Source organism: Pseudomonas sp. S2_C03, from assembly GCF_054668405.1.
In genome coordinates this window covers 552379-571764 of the sequence record NZ_CP162766.1, presented here as the reverse complement: position 1 = coordinate 571764, position 19386 = coordinate 552379, and the positions used below count along the sequence as shown (strand labels likewise).

The window sequence follows — 19386 nt, the reverse complement described above, 5'->3', positions numbered from 1 at the left end:
GACGAGGTCGGCGTGCAAGGCGCTGGCCTTGCCCTGGTTTTCGCTAACTAAATAGCTCAAGCCGACGAAGCGGACTCTCGGTCTCTCCGAGCAAATGGAAACAGTGGGTCACAGTCTTTAGCTTCCGCCTTGACGTTACGGTTATACCCTTGAAAACAGAATCACTCAGGCAGCTTGGCCGTAAACCGCCCATCTGCTTAACGGCCGATTTAACAGGGATTACCATCACATGGACGACAGGGAGCGATTCCATTTCGCTGAGAAGGTTTATTACTACGAGCTGGAGAGAAAAGAAAAACTGATAGCACGATTGAGCCTGCCGCTTGCAATTCTGGTCGCCTTACTGAGCTTTTTCTCCTACATGCTCGACAAAGCACCAGCCACAGCGGACGGGGGCGTAGGGGTGTTTTTCTGGATATTTTATTGGTATGCCTGCATATGCCTGGCAGTAGGCGTGTGGAAATTTTGGAGGGCGTGGAATCTACGAGTGTTCGATAAAGCCCTTTCCACTTTGGAAGATATCGAAGCGTACAGGACCCAGATGCTCAAACTCTACGCGGCGTTCGATGACGGCGTGGAAGAGACGGACAAGCAGATGTCCATATTCATTTACAATCAATACATCACGGGAGCTACAACGAACGCGCTGAACAATGATCGCCGCCTGGAGTACCTGAACGAGCTTTCAACGTTCATGGCCGCGACAATCTTGTTCGCACTGCTATCGTTCGTACCATTTTATGTCTTCCACCATCCCTAGGTGATCGAAATGACCACACAAAAACCGCCGCCGCCGCCACCACCACCGATGCGATTTGTGCGGGACGACAAGCCTCGCCCCGGCTCGTCGCGCCCACCCGAGCCGCCTAAGCGGCCCCGCTAAAACGCAAGAAGCAGAGAAGGCAGTACGTGCCTTCTCTCCCCCCGCTACCGATCGCGCGCAATGCGCTGGCCTGACCCCGCCAATCATCGGCTTGTTGCGATCACACCCGCCATGTATTGATTCAGATCGCGCAGGTCCTGAACGCTCCAGGCGTGCGCTGGCAGCTTCACACCGTTCTCGCGCAATGTCCTTGGAATCAGATCTCCATTGGGCCGCAGTATGACCGAAGAGACGATTACCCCAGGGTACTCACTCAACCGTTTCTTGAACGTGGCCGTTGTCAGGTCGGGTGTTGCAGGGGTGCTTTTATGAGCCAGTGGGCCGGTGGCCTGGAGATCTGTCCCATGGCACATGGCGCACCGCTGAAGAAAGAGATTTTTGCCATTCACACTATCCGCAAAGGACAGGGACGGGAGGGATAGCAGACTCAGCGAAGCGATGAGTAATAACTTCATTTCGAGGCGGCCTTCCTTGTGCCGTGAACACCAAAAAGCCCCTCCGGGATCATGCCGGGAGGGGCTTTACGCCTGCCAACACCGCTGGAAAAGCAAGCATGTGGGCAGAGGAGACCAGAACGGCCCGAATAGGTGGTGTCCCAGGGCAGGTTCGAACTGCCAACCTTCCCCTTAGGAGGGGGATGCTCTATCCAATTGAGCTACTGAGACACAAGTCGACCACGAGAGAACGCGGTGCGATGGACGGCGTGCATGTTAACGGCCACGTCTGCATTTGTCATGTCGTCCGTAGGGCTTTTTAAGTGTAGGCAGGCGCCCGCCACAGAAGCGGGAATTGTTGATCGGGTAATTTGCATCACTGCAATATGCCATCAATGCAAATTGCAATGCAGTCGCACCTAAAAACTATTCTAACGTATTGTTTTTAAATGATTTAATAGTCACTAGACTGTTGGCACGCCGGCTGCTTTGAATGTTCACATAGAAGATTGGAGGCCGGTCGACATGAACAAGGCTCTCTTGCTGGCGAACGCAATCGCTTTGGCCACCCTGCTGGGTACTCACCCCGAGAAAGATTCTGATCTGATGGCGCAGCGTACGCCTCACTACCTGCAAATCCAGAAAGCCCCGCAATGGGCGATGGTCGGTGATCAGCAAGGCCTCATAGGTCGGGACCAGGACGTGAAGCCGTTGCCTCCCTCTTCTGATCGCCTGGTATTTTGACCCCACCACCCAAGGAGCACTGCATGTCCAAATCAGCCGCCGGTTTTTTTATCCTCGCCCTTTCAAGCGGCATGCTCCATGCGTCGCAGGCTTTGGATTCGTTTGTTCCCCTGGCCGCCTGTGGCGTGTTCACTGCACTGTTCGTACTGGCACTGATTGCGGGTCGCAGGATCAAGTTTGATCCGGTCTTGCGCTGAGCCGCAGCAGGTCCAGTAACTGGATTACCGTGGTGGCCAAGTCGCCGGAATTGTCGAGTCGATGGATGTATACCGCATCGTCGGACATGAACATTCCATTACGCTTCAAGCGCGCGTCAATCTCCGACAGGCTCTCCCGCCCACGCCGCAGCAGACGCTCACGCAATACGTCATCCTTGACCGTCAACAGGATAGGCAGCAATGCCGGGTAGCGCTCCAATGCTTGAGCCAGATGCCCGCGAGAGCCATTGACCAATACATCACGGCCATTCTCCAACCACTGATCAATCGACGCAGGGATTGCGTAATCCAGGCCATGGGCACTCCAGCACAGCGCAAACTCCCCCGCCCGCTGCCGGCGCTCGAACTCCTCGCGAGAGACTGGGATTGCATCTTCGCCCAGCGCCTGCGCCGAACGGGTGATGATTCTGCGCGCCACTTCACACCCCAGGGCCAGCAAGGGCGTTCGCGCCGCCTCGATCAAGCTGTCCTTGCCCGAACCGGACGGCCCCATCAGGTAAATCAGCCTGCCTTTCATCCTGAATCAGCCCCTCGTGATCGAAATGCCACTAGTAAATCGGCCATTTGCCACTATTCTGTATAAGATAAGGAAATGTGATTGAGTTCGCATAGTTTGCACCGTTGGGCGTCTTCGGACATCCGCCGTCGGGCAACAGGACGCGGTCGGCGATACGGATCTGGGCTCGCTTTTCAAACCAGTCCGCATTTCTGATAATTGGTGCTGGCATATCGCCTTTATCCAGTTCAATATTTGTCACAGAATTGACGCCAATCAACTGGCTACTTTGAGGCATGATGCGAGCCTCTTTCAATTCAGGTTGAACATTTGGCCGGAGCGCTTGTCCTAACAGACATCGTGCGGCCAATCCCGTGAACCGCTCCCCTGAACTAACCGGTTAAATATATGCGCCCAGCGAAACAGATAACTTACTCCAGCCGTACGGCTGACAAGTTCGTCGTACGCCTGCCAGACGGAATGCGTGAGCGCATTGCCGAGGTGGCCCGCAATCATCATCGCAGCATGAACTCCGAAATCATTGCGCGCCTGGAGCAGAGTCTTATTCAGGAAGGCGCATTGGGCGAAGAGTTGAGCATGCGCCTGGACAGCCCAGAGCTGTCGCTGCACGAACGCGAACTGTTGCAACGCTTCCGCCAGCTCTCCCATCGCCAGCAAAACGCTCTCGTTTCGCTGATCGCGCATGACGCTGAAATGGCCGCAGACGCTACCTGATTGACCTGAATGCTCAAAGCCAGCCTGATCGCTGGCTTTTTTTTGCCTGAAATTCACCCATAAAAAAACCCGCCGAAGCGGGTTTTTGTGTTTTGCGGGCCTCAGAGCAGAAAGATCGTCGCCAGCCCCAGGAAGATAAAGAAGCCACCGCTGTCGGTCATCGCCGTGATCATCACGCTGGCGCCCATCGCCGGATCGCGACCCAGTCGCGCCAGGGTCATGGGGATCAATACCCCCATCAACGCCGCCAGCAGCAGATTGAGGGTCATGGCGGCAGTCATTACTACACCCAGCGACCAACTGCCGTACAGCATGTAGGCAACCGCACCAATGACTCCCCCCAGACCAGGCCATTGATCAGGCCGACCGCCAACTCCTTGCGCATCAACCGCGACGTGTTGCCGGTGCTCACCTGATCCAGCGCCATGGCACGCACAATCATGGTGATCGTCTGATTGCCCGAGTTACCACCGATACCTGCAACGATCGGCATCAACGCCGCCAACGCCACCAGTTTCTCGATCGAGCCTTCGAACAAACCGATCACGCGGGAGGCAATGAAGGCCGTGATCAGGTTGATCGCCAGCCACGCCCAGCGGTTGCGCAGGGACTTCCAGACCGAGGCGAAAATATCTTCTTCTTCACGCAGACCCGCCATGTTGAGAACTTCGGTTTCGCTCTCTTCACGGATCAGGTCGACCATTTCGTCGATGGTCAGACGGCCGATCAACTTGCCGTTTTTGTCGACCACCGGCGCGGAGATCAAGTCGTAACGCTCGAATGCCTGCGCGGCGTCATAGGCGTCTTCATCCGGGTGGAAACTCACCGGATCGCTGGCCATGACTTCCGCGACTTGCTTGTCCGGGTCGTTCACCAGCAACCGCTTGATCGGCAACACTCCCTTGAGGATGCCGTCGTAGTCGACCACGAACAGTTTATCGGTGTGGCCTGGCAGCTCCTTGAGGCGACGCAGGTAACGCAAGACCACTTCGAGACTGACATCCTCACGGATAGTCACCATCTCGAAGTCCATCAGCGCACCGACTTGCTCCTCGTCATAGGACAACGCGGAGCGAACGCGCTCACGCTGTTGCGCATCGAGGGTTTCCATCAGCTCATGGACGACGTCACGGGGCAGCTCCGACGCCAGGTCGGCGAGCTCATCGGCATCCATGTCCTTGGCGGCCGCCAGGAGCTCGTGATCGTCCATGTCGGCGATCAGTGTTTCACGAACCGAGTCGGATACTTCGAGGAGAATGTCACCGTCGCGATCGGCCTTGACCAGTTGCCACAGCGTCAGACGATCGTCCAGCGGCAGGGCTTCAAGGATGTAGGCAACGTCGGCGGAGTGCAGGTCATCGAGTTTGCGTTGCAGCTCGACGAGGTTCTGCCGGTGAACCAGGCTTTCGACCCGGTCTTGATTCGGGCCCTGCTCGCGGTGCGTCAGGTCTTCGACCATGCGCTGACGCTGCAACAGCTCAATCACTTGAGCGAGGCGATCCTGCAGGCTTTCCTGTGTTTTCTTTACTTCAATTTCAGACATAGGCGAACTCCACTCCCAGCAGCGGAGCACGCCGGGAGGATCAATCAGTCAATTCTTGATTGGAAAAACGGTTTACTGAATGTCTACTGGGTAAGTCCATGGAGGTATTCCACAAGCCCCGGCGGGGCTGACGGGCGCAATGATACACCGCCCGACGTTTTTTAACGTTAAAAAATCTTGGCCTAAACAAGCGCTTGCAAGACAAACTTGAGCGCCATCCTGATCCATGAAAGTGCGACGACTCATTCTGAAAAGAAAACACACCCATGCAGAAAAATGTAGCGGCTAACCTTGAGTCAGACCGTCACGGAGGACGTTTGATGCCATCGGATACCCATTATTTTTTGCTGACCGCCCTGCTTGGCCTGCCGCTTGAGGCACCCGCAATCACCGTTCACCGATGCGAGTCCGCCAGCGGGCACCTCACGTTCACCACACGGGGTTGCGCGAGCGCAGATACACAATCGCTGCAAGAGGTACACACCTACCTGCCTGGCACAATGGTCCCCCTGATGCCGGAAGCCGATGCCCGCCAACCCGCTTACACCAGGAGAGCGCCAACCATCGTTGGTCAGGCCCAAGACACCTGCGGCAACCTGATCAACGCCAGGCAACGCCGGGAAGGCAACATCAATCAGCGGGTTGTCGCCGGCATGAGCCAGCAGGATGTCGAAAGCGCGCTCGGCAAGCCCGACAAGGTGACCGTGCGCAATTCAGCCACGATTTACCGCTACGACAATCAACGGGGTCGCAGTGCGCATGTCGAATTCGATGAGAAAGGATGCGTGAGCGGAAAAGCCAAATCCCGGACAGCAAAAAGCCCGCGTTAAACGCGGGCTTCTTGGTATATGGTGCACTCGACAGGATTCGAACCTGTGACCGCTCGGTTCGTAGCCGAGTACTCTATCCAGCTGAGCTACGAGTGCATTTGTGTTTTTATACCAGATCACAACTGGTTGAAGCCAAGTCATTTACATCACTGCAAACAACTCTTAAATGGTGCACTCGACAGGATTCGAACCTGTGACCGCTCGGTTCGTAGCCGAGTACTCTATCCAGCTGAGCTACGAGTGCATTTGTTGCCGCGCATTATAGGCCGTCAAATCTTTTTGTAAAGCGCTTTTTTCTAGTAATTTCAACAACTTACCGAAGAAGCCAGATTACAACGTACTACGCAAATAATGGCGGAGAACGGGGGATTCGAACCCCCGACACCCTTTTGAGGTGTACTCCCTTAGCAGGGGAGCGCCTTCGGCCACTCGGCCAGCTCTCCGCAACACGGGGCGTATATTAACCAGCTTCTTCCCCGTTTGCAAACATAAAAAACGATAAAAATTAATGGCTTGGTTCTTCGTCCTTCTCTTTCTTTATACGCAGGTAAATTTCCTCACGGTGCACCGCAACCTCTTTCGGCGCATTGACGCCGATGCGCACCTGGTTTCCTTTGACGCCGAGCACGGTCACAGTGATTTCGCCATCACCGATGATCAGGCTTTCTGCACACCGACGAGTCAGAATCAGCATACCTTTCTCCTCACGCATTTCATTTCGGGAACAACAGTCTGCAAAAAAAAGGCACTCGACCGACAACCGCAACGATCGGTGCCCTACATGCCTGAGTATTGACCAGCGCAGACAAAAGAACGCTGCGCCATTCAAAAAAACAAAAGGGCGCGGTCAGACCGCGCCCTTTGGCAAACGCATCACTCGCCCTGGCGGGCCGGTGCGTCCAGTTCGAAAGCCGTGTGCAGAGCGCGCACAGCCAATTCCAGGTACTTCTCTTCGATGACCACGGAAACCTTGATTTCCGAAGTCGAGATCATCTGGATGTTGATGCTTTCCTTGGCCAGGGATTCAAACATGCGGCTGGCGACGCCTGCGTGGGAACGCATGCCGACGCCGACGATCGAGACCTTGGCGATTTTGGTGTCGCCCACCACTTCCCGGGCACCAATTTCACGGGCCGTGTTTTCCAGCACGCTCTGGGCGGCCTGGTAGTCATTGCGATGCACGGTGAAGGTGAAGTCGGTGGTGTTATCGTGCGCAACGTTCTGCACGATCATGTCGACTTCGATGTTCGCGGCGCTGATCGGGCCAAGAATCTTGAATGCAACACCCGGGGTGTCTGGCACGCCACGGATGGTCAGCTTGGCTTCATCGCGGTTGAAAGCGATGCCGGAAATGATCGGCTGTTCCATGGTTTCCTCTTCATCGATAGTAATGAGGGTGCCCGGACCCTCCTTGAAGCTGTGCAGTACGCGCAGCGGAACGTTGTACTTGCCGGCGAACTCCACCGCGCGGATCTGCAACACCTTGGAACCGAGGCTGGCCATTTCCAGCATCTCTTCGAAGGTGATCTTGTCCAGGCGCTGAGCCACGGGCACCACACGCGGGTCGGTGGTATAGACGCCGTCGACGTCGGTGTAGATCTGGCACTCGTCTGCCTTCAAGGCTGCCGCCAGTGCCACGCCGGTGGTGTCGGAGCCGCCACGACCGAGGGTGGTGATATTGCCGTACTCGTCGACGCCCTGGAAGCCGGCGACAACCACCACGCGACCGGCCTTCAGGTCACCACGAATTTTCTGGTCATCAATCTGCAAGATACGCGCTTTATTGTGAGCGCTGTCCGTCAGGATACGCACCTGGTTGCCGGTGTAGGACACCGCTGGCACGCCTCGCTTGATCAGCGCCATGGCCAACAGTGCAATCGTCACCTGCTCGCCGGTGGAAACGATCACGTCCAGTTCACGCGGAACCGGTTGACCTTCGCCACTGATTTGCTTGGCCAGATCGATCAGACGGTTGGTTTCGCCGCTCATTGCAGACAGCACAACCACCAGGTCATCGCCGGCATCGCGGAATTTCTTAACCTTGTCGGCAACCTGCTCGATTCTCTCGACAGTGCCGACCGAGGTGCCTCCAAATTTCTGTACGATCAAAGCCATTTCAAAGCCGCCTCTGCCCATGAAGGGCGCCCAAATAATCACTCAAACAGCGCGCCGGCCCGCCACGGGGCCGCGGGCCGGGCACGCTGCCTTATAAACCCTGCTCTACAAATGGAACGGTCAGGGCCAGTGCCGCGTCCAGTGCGTCGGCGTCGGTACCACCGCCTTGCGCCATGTCCGGACGACCACCGCCCTTCCCGCCCACTGCCGCAGCGGCCTGCTTCATCAAATCACCGGCTTTGAGTTGGCCAGTCAGGTCTTTGGTTACGCCTGCAACCAGAACGACCTTTTCCTCATGGACACTGCCGAGCAGGATCACTGCGCGGCCGAGTTTGTTTTTCAGTTGATCGACCAGCGCCAGCAGCGCCTTGCCGTCCTGACCGTCCAGACGGACGGACAGCACTTTCACACCCTTGACGTCCAGGGCGGAAGCCGACAGATCGTCGCCCGCCGCGCTGGCTGCCTTGGCTTGCAACTGCTCGAGTTGTTTCTCCAACAGACGGTTGCGCTCCAGCACAGCCGACAGCTTGTCGATCAGGTTGTCGCGGCTGCCCTTGACCAGGCTGGCCGCTTCCTTGAGTTGTTCTTCGGCAGCGTTCAGGTACGCCAGTGCCGCTGCACCGGTGACGGCCTCGATACGACGCACACCTGCCGCCACACCGCCCTCGCTGATGATTTTCAGCAGGCCGATGTCGCCGGTACGGTTGGCGTGGATACCGCCACACAGCTCGACGGAGAAATCACCGCCCATGCTCAGCACACGTACGCTGTCGCCGTACTTCTCGCCAAACAGCGCCATGGCGCCTTTCTTCTTGGCGGTGTCGATGTCGGTTTCTTCGGTTTCAACGGCGGAGTTCTTGCGGATCTCGGCGTTGACGATGTCTTCCAGTGCCTTGATCTGTTCAGGCTTGATCGCTTCGAAGTGGCTGAAGTCGAAACGCAGGCGCTGGCTGTCGACGAGCGAACCTTTTTGCTGCACGTGATCGCCCAGCACTTTGCGCAACGCGGCGTGCAGCAAGTGGGTAGCCGAGTGGTTCAGCGAAGTGGCATGACGCACGTCGGCTTCGACCTGGGTTTGCACCGGCGCCGCAATGGTCAGGTTGCCCAGGGCCTGCACGCCGTGGTGCAGGAATGCGCCGCCGGTCTTGGTGGTGTCGCGCACGTCGAAACGACCGCTGCCGGTCTGGATGTAGCCGCAGTCGCCGATCTGGCCACCGGACTCAGCGTAGAACGGCGTCTGGTCGAGCACGACCACGCCCTCTTCACCTTCATTCAATACGTCGACCGATTGCCCGTCCTTATAGAGAGCAACGATTTTCGCCGAGCCGCTGGTGGCGTTGTAACCGGTAAATTGGGTGTCCACATCAACCTTGACCAGGCTGTTGTAGTCCATGCCGAAGGAGCTGGCGGAACGGGCACGGACGCGCTGGGCTTCCATTTCACGCTCGAAGCCTGCTTCGTCGAGGGTCAGGTTGCGTTCGCGAGCGATGTCACCGGTCAGGTCCATCGGGAAGCCGTAGGTGTCGTAGAGTTTGAACACCACGTCGCCCGGCACCACGTCACCCTTGAGCCCGGCCAGATCCTGCTCGAGGATTTTCAGGCCCTGCTCCAGGGTCTTGGCGAACTGCTCTTCTTCAGCCTTGAGCACGCGTTCGATGTGCGCCTGCTGGGATTTCAGTTCCGGGAAGGCTTCGCCCATCTCGGCGACCAGGGCCGCGACGATCTGGTAGAAGAAGCTGCCCTTGGCGCCCAGTTTGTTGCCGTGACGGCAGGCGCGACGGATGATCCGGCGCAGTACGTAACCACGGCCTTCGTTGGACGGCAGCACGCCGTCGGCAATCAGGAAACCGCAGGAACGAATGTGGTCAGCCACGACTTTCAGCGAAGCCTGGGCGTCATTGGTGCAACCGATGGCCTTGGCCGACGCGTTCAGCAGGCTCTGGAACAGGTCGATTTCATAGTTCGAATGAACGTGTTGCAGCACGGCACTGATACGCTCCAGGCCCATGCCGGTGTCCACCGACGGCGCAGGCAGCGGGTGCAACACGCCGTCGGCGGTGCGGTTGAACTGCATGAACACGTTGTTCCAGATTTCGATGTAACGGTCGCCGTCTTCTTCCGGCGAGCCCGGTGGGCCACCCCAGATGTCGGCGCCGTGGTCGAAGAAAATCTCGGTGCAAGGACCGCACGGGCCAGTGTCGCCCATGGTCCAGAAGTTGTCGGAGGCGTACGGCGCGCCCTTGTTGTCGCCGATACGGACCATGCGCTCGGCCGGAACGCCGACTTCCTTGGTCCAGATGTCGTAGGCCTCGTCGTCGCTGGCGTATACCGTGACCCAGAGTTTTTCTTTCGGCAGGTTCAGCCACTTGTCGGACGTCAGGAAGGTCCAGGCGTACGTGATCGCATCGCGCTTGAAGTAGTCGCCGAAGCTGAAGTTACCCAGCATTTCGAAGAAGGTGTGGTGACGGGCGGTATAACCGACGTTTTCCAGGTCGTTGTGCTTGCCGCCGGCGCGCACGCATTTCTGGCTGCTGACGGCGCGGGTGTACGCGCGTTTTTCCTGGCCCAGGAAGCAGTCCTTGAACTGGTTCATCCCCGCGTTGGTGAACAGCAGGGTCGGGTCGTTGCCCGGAATCAAAGAGCTGGAGGCTACACGGGTGTGGCCTTGCTCTTCGAAGAAGCGAAGGAAGGCTTCACGGATTTCTGCGCTTTTCATTAGGTTCTTCCACGGAGGCTGCGGCCAAAGGCCTGTTCGAAACGTCACCAGACGAAACGACGGCAAAGGGCCGCATTATATCGGCCCTGCGCGCGGGGTACAGCGTGTTTATACGATAGAAACGGTCAATTGGACCGCTAACGCTATCACTTATGTGAAAACTCGACGAATGTCGCGACGACTTGCTCGATTTGTGTGCGGCTGACGTCCATGTGCGTCACCATTCTCAGACGGGCGGCAGCGCTGAGCTTGATCCCGCGTTCAGCGGCAAACGCTTTGAGTGCCTCGGCTTTGTCGCCGATCTGCACATAGACCATGTTGGTCTGCACCGGCTCGACCTCGTACCCCGCTGCGCGCAGGCCGTCGGCCAGATGCTGGGCGTTGGCATGGTCATCGGCCAGGCGCTGGACATTGTGGTCCAGCGCATACAGCCCCGCTGCGGCGAGGATGCCCGCCTGGCGCATGCCGCCGCCGACCATCTTGCGCAGGCGCCGGGCCTTGGCGACCAGTTCATTTGAGCCGCACAGCACTGACCCCACCGGCGCCCCGAGTCCTTTGGACAGGCAGACCGACACCGAATCGAAATGCTGGGCAATCTCGCGAGCCTCCACCCCAAGCTTGACCGCTGCGTTGTACAGGCGGGCGCCGTCCAAGTGAAGTTGCAGGCCATGTTCACGGGTGAATCGGCGTGCCTCGGCCAGATACGAGAGCGGCAACACCTTACCTTGCATGGTGTTTTCCAGCGCCAGCAAACGGGTGCGAGCGAAGTGGAAGTCATCCGGCTTGATCGCGGCCGCTACCTGGGCCAGATCCAGCGAGCCGTCGGCCTGGACTTCCAGGGGTTGTGGCTGGATCGAGCCGAGCACCGCGGCGCCGCCGCCTTCGTACTTGTAGGTGTGGGCCTGCTGGCCAACGATGTACTCGTCGCCACGCTCGCAATGCGCCATCAACCCCAAGAGGTTGCTCATGGTGCCCGTTGGCACGAACAACGCTGCGGCAAAACCCAGGCGCTTGGCCAACTCGGCCTCCAGACGATTGACCGTCGGGTCCTCGCCATAGACGTCGTCCCCGGTGGCCGCCCCGGCCATTGCGTCGAGCATCCCTGGAGTCGGTTGGGTGACGGTGTCGCTGCGAAGATCGATAACGCTCATGAATCTGGCCTCGGTTTGCAGGAAATGATTGTCAGAGGGGGATTACTGCGGTCATGAGCGCGATTAATCAACCCTTGAGGGCGGCTGATCCAACAAAAAAAACGATGGCAATCATCTGAAAGCATCAATGCGTGCACGGGAAAGATATGTTACAAAAGCTGCGCCGCCAGACATTCTGCCGGCAAAACGTTCTCAGGGCGGGGTGTAACTCCCCACCGGCGGTAATTGCGCGCAAATGCGCATAGCCCGCGAGCGCTTGGTGACAGCACGGTTTTGATCGTGGTGGCGGCAAGGTCAGCAGACCCGGTGTGATTCCGGGGCCGACGGTCATAGTCCGGATGAAGAGAGAACGGGATTAACGCCAAAGGGCCGCCTGCGAGCACTCGTGCGAGCGCGTACCCTTAGATCCCCTTCGATTCATATGCCCTGTTTGTTCATTAAACAGGAGTCAGAACATGCAACCCACCGCAATCGATAGCAAAAGCAAACACCCTCATGGCGAGCGCGTCGCGTTCATCCAGGCGTGTTGGCACAAGGAAATCGTCGACCAGAGCCGTAAGGGCTTCGTCACAGAAATGCTAGCCCAGGGTTATCAGGAATCGGACATCGACTTCTTCGAACTCGGTGGCGCCTTCGAAATTCCGCTGCACGCCAAGTTGCTGGCCAAAACCGGCCGTTATGCCGGCATCGTCGCCGCCGGCCTGGTGGTGGATGGCGGCATCTATCGCCATGAATTCGTCGCCCAGTCGGTGATCAGCGGCCTGATGCAGGTGCAACTGGAAACCGAAGTGCCAGTGTTCTCAGTCGTATTGACCCCGCACCACTTCCACGCCGGTGAGGAACACCAGAAGTTCTTCTTCGAGCATTTTGTGCACAAGGGCCAGGAAGCGGCGAGGACGTGTGCGGATACGCTGAAAAAAGTGCGGGCGCTGCATCGCAGTGAGCCGCGGGCGGTAGCGGTGTAAACACCGCATCACTTGTAGGAGCGAGCATGCTCGCGATGGTCGCCAACGATAACTCCGGGCTGCTGAATACCCGCGCTGTCTGGGCATTCATCGCGAGCATGCTCGCTCCTACAGAGGGATCTGTTCTAAATCAGACCAGGTTTTCGTCAGTGGTCGGCACGATCAGGATGCCCGCGCGCAAGCCGTTCTTGACCTTCGGGTTGGGGAAAATGATCCGGGCGCCCTCTTCCTCGATGATCCAGCGGGTCTGGGCGATGTCTTCGGCCAGCAGGTAACCCACTTCCAGTTCCGAAAAATTCTCGATGTCCGCCGGCAGGTTCAGGCGGAAGCTGTCGCTGTGCTTGATGATTTCGCGCGCCACGCTGAATAGCTGCAAGCCGTCCAGCTGGGCATCGGCCTGGGACGGTTCGTTGCCTTCGATAATCTGTTTGAGGCGCGTTTCCAGCAGGTTGACGTTGACTCCATCGTTCTGCCCGAACGGCCGCGCCTTGCCCAATTCCAGAGTGAAGGACTCGGCCCCCAGCTTGTCGTAGGTGTAGGAGCTGAAGACGATGGACGGCTTGTTCTGCAACAACACCGCTTCCATACCCGCAGCACGCAGACGCGCCAGTTCACGGCGCGAATGCTGGCGACCTTCTTTCCACGGGTACAGCGCGAATTGCTCGATCTTCGATCCACGGATCGCCGTGTGCAGGTCGTAGTGCAGCCGTTCACGATCCGGCAGGCTGAAGAAACTCGCCGCCAGGCGCTCCAGTTCACAGGCGCGCAGCGCCTCTGAACCGCTGCTTTGTTCGTGACGGCCGTTGAACAGCCGATTGACGTCCTGCTCGACGAAGCGCTCGCCCTTGCGAATCGCTTCAGGGTTGCCGAACAGGAACAGGATACGGGCGCGCGGCTTGAGGTCGCCGCGGGCGATGTCGTGCAACAGCCGATCGAGCAATTCGATCGGTGCTGTTTCATTGCCATGGATGCCCGCCGACAGCAGCAGGTCCAGGCCATTGTCACGGGCTTCGGGCGGCCGGACTTCCAGCGCACCCTCGCTCAACCAGCGCATGCGCACGCCTTCGACAGTCAGTTGAGTCTTCTCCGCCGGTTCACGGCCGGCGAGGGTCAGTTCAAGCAGTTTGCCGAGGGCGAGCATAGAGCGGTTCCCTTAGTGGTCGTGGTTGCAATCCGGGCCGTGAACGTGACCGTCTTCGTCGCCGAGGTCAGCCGGTTCCATCTCCAGTTGCAGACTTACCAGATTAGTCGCCAATGGGCGAAGCAGCAGGTTGGCGTATTCGGCGTCACCTTCTTCGACATCCACGCCGATCAGCAGTTGGCCGCGACCGTCCTGCTGGATCCACAGCTCCTTGCCTTGCCACAGGACCGCGACGCGGGTGCAGGAGGTTTCCAGTTGCGTGCCGTCGGTGTCTTCAAGGATCAGCTGCAGGGTATCGCTCATGTTTTTTACGCTCTCGACTTCAATTGATCTGGAAAGGATAAACCGCGCCCAGTTTAAGGATTTGTGTCAGTTCATCCAGTGCCGTCCGGCACTCAAGCAGCAATTGCGGGTCCGCCAGGTCGCTTTCGGCCATGCGGTCGCGGTAGTGCTTGTTCACCCATTCGGTGAGGGTGCCGTACAACGGTGCCGTCATGATAACCCCTGGGTTGACGGCCGCCAGTTCGGTTTCATTGAGCGCCACGCGCAGCCTCAGGCAAGCTGGGCCGCCACCGTTCTGCATGCTTTGCTTGAGGTCGAACACCTTGACCTCGCGAATCAGTCCGCCCGAGCCGGTCAAACCCTGCAGGTATTGCCAGACACGTTCGTTGCCACGGCATTCTTCCGGCACGATCAACAGCATGGAGCCGTCAGGACGCGACAGCAGTTGGCTATTGAACAGGTAGGACCGAACCGCGTCTTCGACGGTTACCGCCGAACGCGGTACGCACACCGACTGAAATTTCCCACCGACCTTGGCGAGCTTGTTCGTCAGCTCGGCCAGCATTGTGTCGGTCTCGAGGAAGGCGTCCTCATGGTAGAACAGCACTTCGCCATTACCGACGGCGATCACGTCATTATGGAACACGCCCTGGTCGATCACTGACGGGTTTTGCTGGGCGTAGACCACGCCATCGTCCTTCAGGCCGTGCAGGCGTGCGACGGCCTGGGACGCTTCGAGGGTTTGACGGGCCGGGTATTTCTGCGGTGCCGGGTAGCGAGTGTCGAACGCGCTGCGACCGAACACGAAGAACTCGACGCCGGCTTCGCCGTACTCACGGCAAAAACGCGTGTGGTTGGCCGCGCCTTCGTCACCGAACTGCGCCACCGCCGGCAACGCGGCGTGGTGGGCGAAGTGTTTCTGATCAGCGAACATCGCCCCCAGCACGCGGCTGGTGGTGGGGTGCTCGATGCTGCGGTGGTATTTGCAGTTGAGGTTGGCGGCGGTGAAATGCACACGCCCATCGGCCGTATCGGCGCTTGGGCTGACCGTGGCGGCGTTGGCCACCCACATGCTCGACGCTGAGCAACTGGCCACCAGCAGAGGCATGGCCTCTTTGGCAGCGCGTTCGATCACCTGCGCATCGCTGCCGGCAAAGCCAAGGCGACGCAGCGCGGCCACATCCGGGCGCTCTTGTGGCGCCAGCACGCCCTGGGTAAAGCCCATGTCCATCAAGGCTTTCATTTTCGCCAGGCCTTGCAGCGCGGCTTCCTTCGGGTTCGAAGACTGCTGGCTGTTGCTCTGGGACGCGACGTTACCGTAGGACAAACCGCCGTAGTTATGGGTCGGCCCCACTAGACCGTCAAAATTGACTTCACAGGATTTCATCAGCGAGGCTCCACGAGGATCTGTTGTTATAGGCTTCAGTAACAATTTCTGAGATTGCGGCGTGGCCATCGCGGGCAAGCCCGCTCCTACAGGGGTTATGTGTCGGACACACATCCAGTGTGGGAGCGGGCTTGCTCGCGATGGGCATCACGCCATCTTCACGCCCGGCGTCAAGGCAGCCGGCATCACCAGGCTCGGGGTCTCCAGCGAGGCCACCGGGTAGGCGCAGTAATCCGCTGCGTAGTAGGCGCTGGCGCGGTGGTTGCCCGAGGCGCCGACGCCGCCGAACGGTGCGCTGCTCGCGGCGCCGGTCAGTTGCTTGTTCCAGTTGACGATACCGGCGCGGCTTTCCAGCCAGAATTGCTGGTAACGCGCCTCGGAGTCTGACAGCAAGCCAGCGGCCAGGCCGTAGGCGGTGTCGTTGGCTTCGGCAATGGCTGCCGCAAAATCAGCGTAGCGAATCACTTGCAGCAACGGGCCGAACAGCTCTTCATCCGGACGCTCGGCCACCGCCGTCACGTCCAGAATGCCTGGGGTCAGCAATGCCGCCTGGGCCTGGGGCTGGGTCATTTCCAGCAACGCCGTGGCGCCGTTGGCCAGCAGATGCGCCTGGGCATCCAACAAGGCCTTGGCCGCGCCCAGGGAAATCACCGACCCCATGAAGGGTGCCGGTTGCTGATCGAAGGCACCGACCTCGAGGGTCGAACTGACGGCCACCAGCCGTGCCAGCAACGCATCGCCCCAGGCGCCCTGCGGCACCAGCAGGCGGCGTGCACAGGTGCAACGCTGGCCGGCAGAGATGAACGCCGACTGGATGATGGTGTACACCGCCGCGTCCACGTCGGCGACCTCGTCGACCACCAGCGGGTTGTTGCCGCCCATTTCCAGGGCCAGGATCTTGTCCGGGCGGCCGGCAAACTGGTTGTGCAGATGATTGCCGGTACGGCTGGAACCGGTGAAGAACAAACCGTCGATGCCTGGATTCGCCGCCAGGGCGATGCCGGTTTCCCGCGCACCCTGGAGCAGGTTCAGCACGCCTGCCGGCAGGCCTGCTTCGATCCAGCACTTGACCGTCAATTCTGCGACTTTGGGCGTCAGCTCACTCGGCTTGAACAGTACGCTGTTGCCGGCCAGCAACGCCGGCACGATGTGACCATTGGGCAGGTGACCAGGGAAATTGTACGGGCCGAACACCGCCACCACCCCGTGTGGCTTGTGTCGCAACACAGCGGTGGCGTCGCCCAGCGGGCCGCTCTTCTCGCCGGTGCGTTCGCGGTAACTCTGTACCGAAATGGCAATCTTGTTAACCATGCTGGTGACTTCGGTGGCCGCTTCCCACAACGGTTTACCGGTTTCCTCACCGATGGTGCGGGCCAGTTCATCCGCGTGATTTTTCAGCGCGGCGGCGAAGGCTTCCAGCACCGAGATGCGCTCCTCCAACGTACGACGGGCCCAATCGGGAAACGCCTGGCGTGCCGCCTGGACGGCCGACTCGACCTGGGCGGCAGTGGCGCCCTCGCCGGCCCACAACACTTGCTGGGTCACGGGGTTCAGCGACTGAAAGGCTTCGCCCTGGCCGGCCAGCCATTCACCTGCGATGTATAACGAATTCATTATTTCGACTCCCGGGCAGCGGACAGCGGAACGGCGCGCACCTGATCGCCAGCGGTGAGTTGCAGGCGCTTGGCGGTCTGTTGGTCAACCACCAGCGTGCCGGCGGCGAAGCGTGCCGGTGCAGCCGTGATGCGGCAGTCTTCGCGCTTGCGGTTATGAATGATGAATGGCGTGGCGTCATCACCCGGCGTGCCGATGGCCAGCACCAGCGCCTGGCTGTCGCGCACCGCACGAATCTTGGCGGTTTCGCATTCGATGGCCGGGCCTGCGTCGAAGATGTCGACATAACCCTGATAGCTGAAACCCTCGCTGCGCAGCATCGACAGCGCAGGCTCGGTGTCCGGGTGCACCTGGCCGATGACATTGCGAGCATCCGGCGACAGGAAGCAGGTGTACAGCGGAAACTTGGGCATCAGTTCGGCGATGAATGCCTTGTTGCCCACGCCCGTCAGGTAATCGGCCTGGCTGAATTCCATCTTGAAGAAATGCCTGCCCAGACTCTCCCAGAACGGCGAACGCCCGGCCTCGTCGGACACGCCGCGCATTTCGGCGATGATCTTGTTGCCGAACAGTTGCGGGAACTCGGCGATGAACATGAAGCGCGCCTTGGACAGCATGCGACCGTTCAGGCCGGTGCGGTAATCAGCGTGCAGGAACAAAGAGCACAGCTCGGAGTTGCCCGTCAGGTCGTTGGCCAGGAACAGGGTCGGGATTTCGCGGTAGATATTCAGCTCTTGCGAGGCGCTGACGGTCAGGCCGACGCGAAAGTTGTACCACGGCTCACGCAGGCCCACGGCACCGGCAATGGCGGAAATGCCGACGACACGGCCGTCGTCGTCTTCGAGCACGAACAGGTAGTCCGCATCGCCCCGCCCGGCTTCGCCGCGAAAGGTCTTCTCGGCCCAGCCGACCCGATGGGTCAGGCGTTCTTCGTTGGCCGGCAAGGTGGTCAGGCCGGTGCCGGTGCTGCGGGCCAGGTCGATCAGAGCGGGTAAATCGCTGCTGCGTACGGGACGAACGATCATGCTATCTCCTCAAACGGGCCGCTTGCGCCACCCGCCAAATGTAAGGCGTTAAACCGCCACCAGGCGCACGCTGGCACCTTCGCCGACGCCCAGGGCTTCGGCGGCTTCCAGATCCAGGGTGACGGGTTTGCCCGGCGCGTAATCGAGCTCGAGCAATACGGCGCGGTAATCCTGCAACTGGGCATTGGCCACCAGGTATTGACGCCCTACCCCTTTGACCGTCTCACCGATTTTCACCGGCACCACGCGGCTCTGGGCAATCGAGCGAATGCCGGATACACGGGCGTGCAGGGTCGGACCGCCGTCGAAAATGTCGATGTAGTGGTCGGTCTCGAAGCCTTCGCGCATCAGGATGTCGAAGGTGATCTGCGCCCGCGGATGCACCTGGCCCATGGCTTCCTGCGCGGAGTCCGGCAACAGCGGCACATAGATCGGGTAGTGCGGCATCAGCTCGGCGAGGAAGGTACGGCTCTTCAGCCCGCACAGGCGCTCGGCCTCGGCATAGTTGAGGTCGAAGAAGTTGCGGCCGATGGCGTCCCAGAACGGCGAGTCGCCGTTTTCATCGCTGTAGCCAACGATCTCGGTCACCACTGAATCGGCGAAACGCTCCGGGTGGCTGGCAACGAACAGCAGGCGTCCGCGGGAATTGAGTTCCGCCCAGGGCGAACCCACCAGGTCGCGGGTCACATAGAAACTGGTCAGCAGACTGTTGCCGGTCAGGTCGTGGCACTGCGAGAGCACGTGGATCTTGTTATGAATCTTCAGCTCGCGGGAGGCGTGCACGAAGGTTTCATTGCGAAAGCTGTAGAACGGCTCGGAATAACCGGCCGATGCGACAATGGCCGAGCATCCGGCGAGCTTGCCGGTGGCGGTGTCTTCAAGGACGAAGAAATAGGATTCTTCACCGTTGAAGCTGACCTCGGCGGCGAAGGAAGCTTCGCTCGCGGCAATCTTGTCGCTCAGGCGTTCAACGTCATCCGGCAAGGAAGTGACACCAATCGGACTGTCCGCAGCCAGACGCTGTACCTCGCCCAGATCAGCCATTTGCGCGGGGCGCATCACCAGCATGGTGTCACTCCTTTTTTCAACTCTTTGAGGAAAATAAGC

19 protein-coding genes, 4 tRNA genes, 1 pseudogene and 1 riboswitch are annotated in these 19386 nt (G+C 59.3%); of the genes and pseudogenes, 6 read left to right on the top strand and 18 right to left on the bottom strand.

Annotation, left to right across the window (positions count from 1 at the left end; all coding sequences use genetic code 11):
* Positions 1-229 precede the first annotated feature (229 nt).
* Positions 230-760: a hypothetical protein gene (locus AB4N64_RS02645; RefSeq protein ID WP_460121745.1), complete on the top strand. Its 531-nt coding sequence runs from the start codon at positions 230-232 to the stop codon at positions 758-760.
* Between the two features lie 206 nt (positions 761-966).
* On the opposite strand, the gene AB4N64_RS02640 is transcribed toward AB4N64_RS02645, so the two are convergent.
* Entirely contained in the window at positions 967-1338 is a 372-nt protein-coding gene (locus AB4N64_RS02640) for a c-type cytochrome (RefSeq protein ID WP_460121743.1), read from the bottom strand.
* Between the two features lie 133 nt (positions 1339-1471).
* A tRNA-Arg gene (locus AB4N64_RS02635) sits at positions 1472-1548 on the bottom strand.
* Between the two features lie 294 nt (positions 1549-1842).
* Here AB4N64_RS02635 and AB4N64_RS02630 point away from each other — a divergent pair.
* Complete coding sequence (locus AB4N64_RS02630) at positions 1843-2061, top strand: hypothetical protein (RefSeq protein WP_460121741.1); 219 nt, start codon at positions 1843-1845, stop codon at positions 2059-2061.
* 23 nt (positions 2062-2084) lie between these two features.
* A complete protein-coding gene (locus tag AB4N64_RS02625) occupies positions 2085-2258 on the top strand; it encodes a PA3371 family protein (protein ID WP_460121739.1) in 174 nt (57 codons plus the stop codon).
* Here AB4N64_RS02625 and phnN read toward each other — a convergent pair.
* The gene (gene phnN / locus AB4N64_RS02620; RefSeq protein ID WP_460121737.1) at positions 2233-2796 is read right to left on the bottom strand and encodes a phosphonate metabolism protein/1,5-bisphosphokinase (PRPP-forming) PhnN; all 564 of its coding nucleotides are present in this window, start codon (positions 2794-2796) and stop codon (positions 2233-2235) included. The genes AB4N64_RS02625 and phnN overlap by 26 nt on opposite strands.
* 31 nt (positions 2797-2827) lie before the next feature.
* Positions 2828-3073: a hypothetical protein gene (locus tag AB4N64_RS02615; protein ID WP_460126902.1), complete on the bottom strand. Its 246-nt coding sequence runs from the start codon at positions 3071-3073 to the stop codon at positions 2828-2830.
* A 110-nt stretch (positions 3074-3183) separates the two neighbouring features.
* Between AB4N64_RS02615 and AB4N64_RS02610 the strand changes: the two genes are divergently transcribed.
* Entirely contained in the window at positions 3184-3510 is a 327-nt protein-coding gene (locus AB4N64_RS02610; protein ID WP_460121735.1) for an Arc family DNA-binding protein, read from the top strand.
* 101 nt (positions 3511-3611) lie between these two features.
* Here the strand turns inward: AB4N64_RS02610 and mgtE are convergent.
* Positions 3612-5053: pseudogene (gene mgtE / locus AB4N64_RS02605) on the bottom strand (magnesium transporter).
* Between the two features lie 320 nt (positions 5054-5373).
* On the opposite strand from mgtE, the gene AB4N64_RS02600 reads away from it, so the two are divergent.
* Positions 5374-5883, top strand: a complete 510-nt coding sequence (locus AB4N64_RS02600; RefSeq protein WP_460121733.1) for a cell envelope protein SmpA — start codon at positions 5374-5376, stop codon at positions 5881-5883.
* A gap of 19 nt (positions 5884-5902) precedes the next feature.
* On the opposite strand, the gene AB4N64_RS02595 is transcribed toward AB4N64_RS02600, so the two are convergent.
* From AB4N64_RS02595 to ltaE, 7 genes are all read right to left on the bottom strand, one after another.
* Positions 5903-5979 (bottom strand) — tRNA-Arg (locus tag AB4N64_RS02595).
* 71 nt (positions 5980-6050) lie between these two features.
* Positions 6051-6127 (bottom strand) — tRNA-Arg (locus AB4N64_RS02590).
* A 108-nt stretch (positions 6128-6235) separates the two neighbouring features.
* Positions 6236-6326 (bottom strand) — tRNA-Ser (locus AB4N64_RS02585).
* A gap of 62 nt (positions 6327-6388) precedes the next feature.
* On the bottom strand, positions 6389-6577 hold the full coding sequence (gene csrA, locus AB4N64_RS02580) for a carbon storage regulator CsrA (protein WP_002554426.1): 189 nt from the start codon (positions 6575-6577) through the stop codon (positions 6389-6391).
* 179 nt (positions 6578-6756) lie between these two features.
* On the bottom strand, positions 6757-7998 hold the full coding sequence (locus AB4N64_RS02575) for an aspartate kinase (RefSeq protein WP_460121731.1): 1242 nt from the start codon (positions 7996-7998) through the stop codon (positions 6757-6759).
* Positions 7999-8089: 91 nt separating this feature from the next.
* On the bottom strand, positions 8090-10714 hold the full coding sequence (alaS, locus tag AB4N64_RS02570) for an alanine--tRNA ligase (RefSeq protein WP_460121729.1): 2625 nt from the start codon (positions 10712-10714) through the stop codon (positions 8090-8092).
* 146 nt (positions 10715-10860) lie between these two features.
* Positions 10861-11865: a low-specificity L-threonine aldolase gene (gene ltaE / locus AB4N64_RS02565; protein WP_460121727.1), complete on the bottom strand. Its 1005-nt coding sequence runs from the start codon at positions 11863-11865 to the stop codon at positions 10861-10863.
* Positions 11866-12049: 184 nt separating this feature from the next.
* Positions 12050-12220: riboswitch (FMN riboswitch) on the top strand.
* Positions 12221-12320: 100 nt separating this feature from the next.
* On the opposite strand from ltaE, the gene AB4N64_RS02560 reads away from it, so the two are divergent.
* Positions 12321-12830 (top strand): 6,7-dimethyl-8-ribityllumazine synthase, encoded by a 510-nt coding sequence (locus AB4N64_RS02560; protein WP_460121725.1) that lies wholly within the window; start codon positions 12321-12323, stop codon positions 12828-12830.
* A 130-nt stretch (positions 12831-12960) separates the two neighbouring features.
* Here the strand turns inward: AB4N64_RS02560 and astE are convergent, their stop codons facing one another.
* The 6 genes from astE to aruF form a co-directional block, all read right to left on the bottom strand.
* Positions 12961-13971 (bottom strand): succinylglutamate desuccinylase, encoded by a 1011-nt coding sequence (astE, locus tag AB4N64_RS02555; RefSeq protein ID WP_460121723.1) that lies wholly within the window; start codon positions 13969-13971, stop codon positions 12961-12963.
* A 12-nt stretch (positions 13972-13983) separates the two neighbouring features.
* Positions 13984-14274, bottom strand: a complete 291-nt coding sequence (locus tag AB4N64_RS02550) for a topoisomerase II (RefSeq protein WP_368554776.1) — start codon at positions 14272-14274, stop codon at positions 13984-13986.
* 19 nt (positions 14275-14293) lie between these two features.
* Entirely contained in the window at positions 14294-15640 is a 1347-nt protein-coding gene (gene astB / locus AB4N64_RS02545) for an N-succinylarginine dihydrolase (RefSeq protein WP_460121721.1), read from the bottom strand.
* Between the two features lie 147 nt (positions 15641-15787).
* Positions 15788-17257 (bottom strand): succinylglutamate-semialdehyde dehydrogenase, encoded by a 1470-nt coding sequence (astD, locus tag AB4N64_RS02540; RefSeq protein WP_460126571.1) that lies wholly within the window; start codon positions 17255-17257, stop codon positions 15788-15790.
* The gene (gene astA / locus AB4N64_RS02535; protein ID WP_460121720.1) at positions 17254-18279 is read right to left on the bottom strand and encodes an arginine N-succinyltransferase; all 1026 of its coding nucleotides are present in this window, start codon (positions 18277-18279) and stop codon (positions 17254-17256) included. The genes astD and astA overlap by 4 nt, the downstream gene beginning before the upstream one ends.
* 48 nt (positions 18280-18327) lie before the next feature.
* Positions 18328-19347 carry an arginine/ornithine succinyltransferase subunit alpha gene (gene aruF / locus AB4N64_RS02530; protein ID WP_460121718.1) on the bottom strand — a complete coding sequence of 340 codons (1020 nt, stop codon included), beginning with the start codon at positions 19345-19347 and terminating at the stop codon, positions 18328-18330.
* Between the last annotated feature and the right edge of the window lie 39 nt (positions 19348-19386).

What these genes read in the sequence shown, in the direction of transcription:
- AB4N64_RS02645 (WP_460121745.1), top strand. Translation starts at nt 230, where the DNA reads ATGGACGACAGGGAGCGATTCCATTTCGCTGAGAAGGTTTATTACTAC.
- AB4N64_RS02640 (WP_460121743.1), bottom strand. Translation starts at nt 1,338, where the DNA reads ATGAAGTTATTACTCATCGCTTCGCTGAGTCTGCTATCCCTCCCGTCC.
- AB4N64_RS02630 (WP_460121741.1), top strand. Translation starts at nt 1,843, where the DNA reads ATGAACAAGGCTCTCTTGCTGGCGAACGCAATCGCTTTGGCCACCCTG.
- AB4N64_RS02625 (WP_460121739.1), top strand. Translation starts at nt 2,085, where the DNA reads ATGTCCAAATCAGCCGCCGGTTTTTTTATCCTCGCCCTTTCAAGCGGC.
- phnN (WP_460121737.1), bottom strand. Translation starts at nt 2,796, where the DNA reads ATGAAAGGCAGGCTGATTTACCTGATGGGGCCGTCCGGTTCGGGCAAG.
- AB4N64_RS02615 (WP_460126902.1), bottom strand. Translation starts at nt 3,073, where the DNA reads ATGCCTCAAAGTAGCCAGTTGATTGGCGTCAATTCTGTGACAAATATT.
- AB4N64_RS02610 (WP_460121735.1), top strand. Translation starts at nt 3,184, where the DNA reads ATGCGCCCAGCGAAACAGATAACTTACTCCAGCCGTACGGCTGACAAG.
- AB4N64_RS02600 (WP_460121733.1), top strand. Translation starts at nt 5,374, where the DNA reads ATGCCATCGGATACCCATTATTTTTTGCTGACCGCCCTGCTTGGCCTG.
- csrA (WP_002554426.1), bottom strand. Translation starts at nt 6,577, where the DNA reads ATGCTGATTCTGACTCGTCGGTGTGCAGAAAGCCTGATCATCGGTGAT.
- AB4N64_RS02575 (WP_460121731.1), bottom strand. Translation starts at nt 7,998, where the DNA reads ATGGCTTTGATCGTACAGAAATTTGGAGGCACCTCGGTCGGCACTGTC.
- alaS (WP_460121729.1), bottom strand. Translation starts at nt 10,714, where the DNA reads ATGAAAAGCGCAGAAATCCGTGAAGCCTTCCTTCGCTTCTTCGAAGAG.
- ltaE (WP_460121727.1), bottom strand. Translation starts at nt 11,865, where the DNA reads ATGAGCGTTATCGATCTTCGCAGCGACACCGTCACCCAACCGACTCCA.
- AB4N64_RS02560 (WP_460121725.1), top strand. Translation starts at nt 12,321, where the DNA reads ATGCAACCCACCGCAATCGATAGCAAAAGCAAACACCCTCATGGCGAG.
- astE (WP_460121723.1), bottom strand. Translation starts at nt 13,971, where the DNA reads ATGCTCGCCCTCGGCAAACTGCTTGAACTGACCCTCGCCGGCCGTGAA.
- AB4N64_RS02550 (WP_368554776.1), bottom strand. Translation starts at nt 14,274, where the DNA reads ATGAGCGATACCCTGCAGCTGATCCTTGAAGACACCGACGGCACGCAA.
- astB (WP_460121721.1), bottom strand. Translation starts at nt 15,640, where the DNA reads ATGAAATCCTGTGAAGTCAATTTTGACGGTCTAGTGGGGCCGACCCAT.
- astA (WP_460121720.1), bottom strand. Translation starts at nt 18,279, where the DNA reads ATGATCGTTCGTCCCGTACGCAGCAGCGATTTACCCGCTCTGATCGAC.
- aruF (WP_460121718.1), bottom strand. Translation starts at nt 19,347, where the DNA reads ATGCTGGTGATGCGCCCCGCGCAAATGGCTGATCTGGGCGAGGTACAG.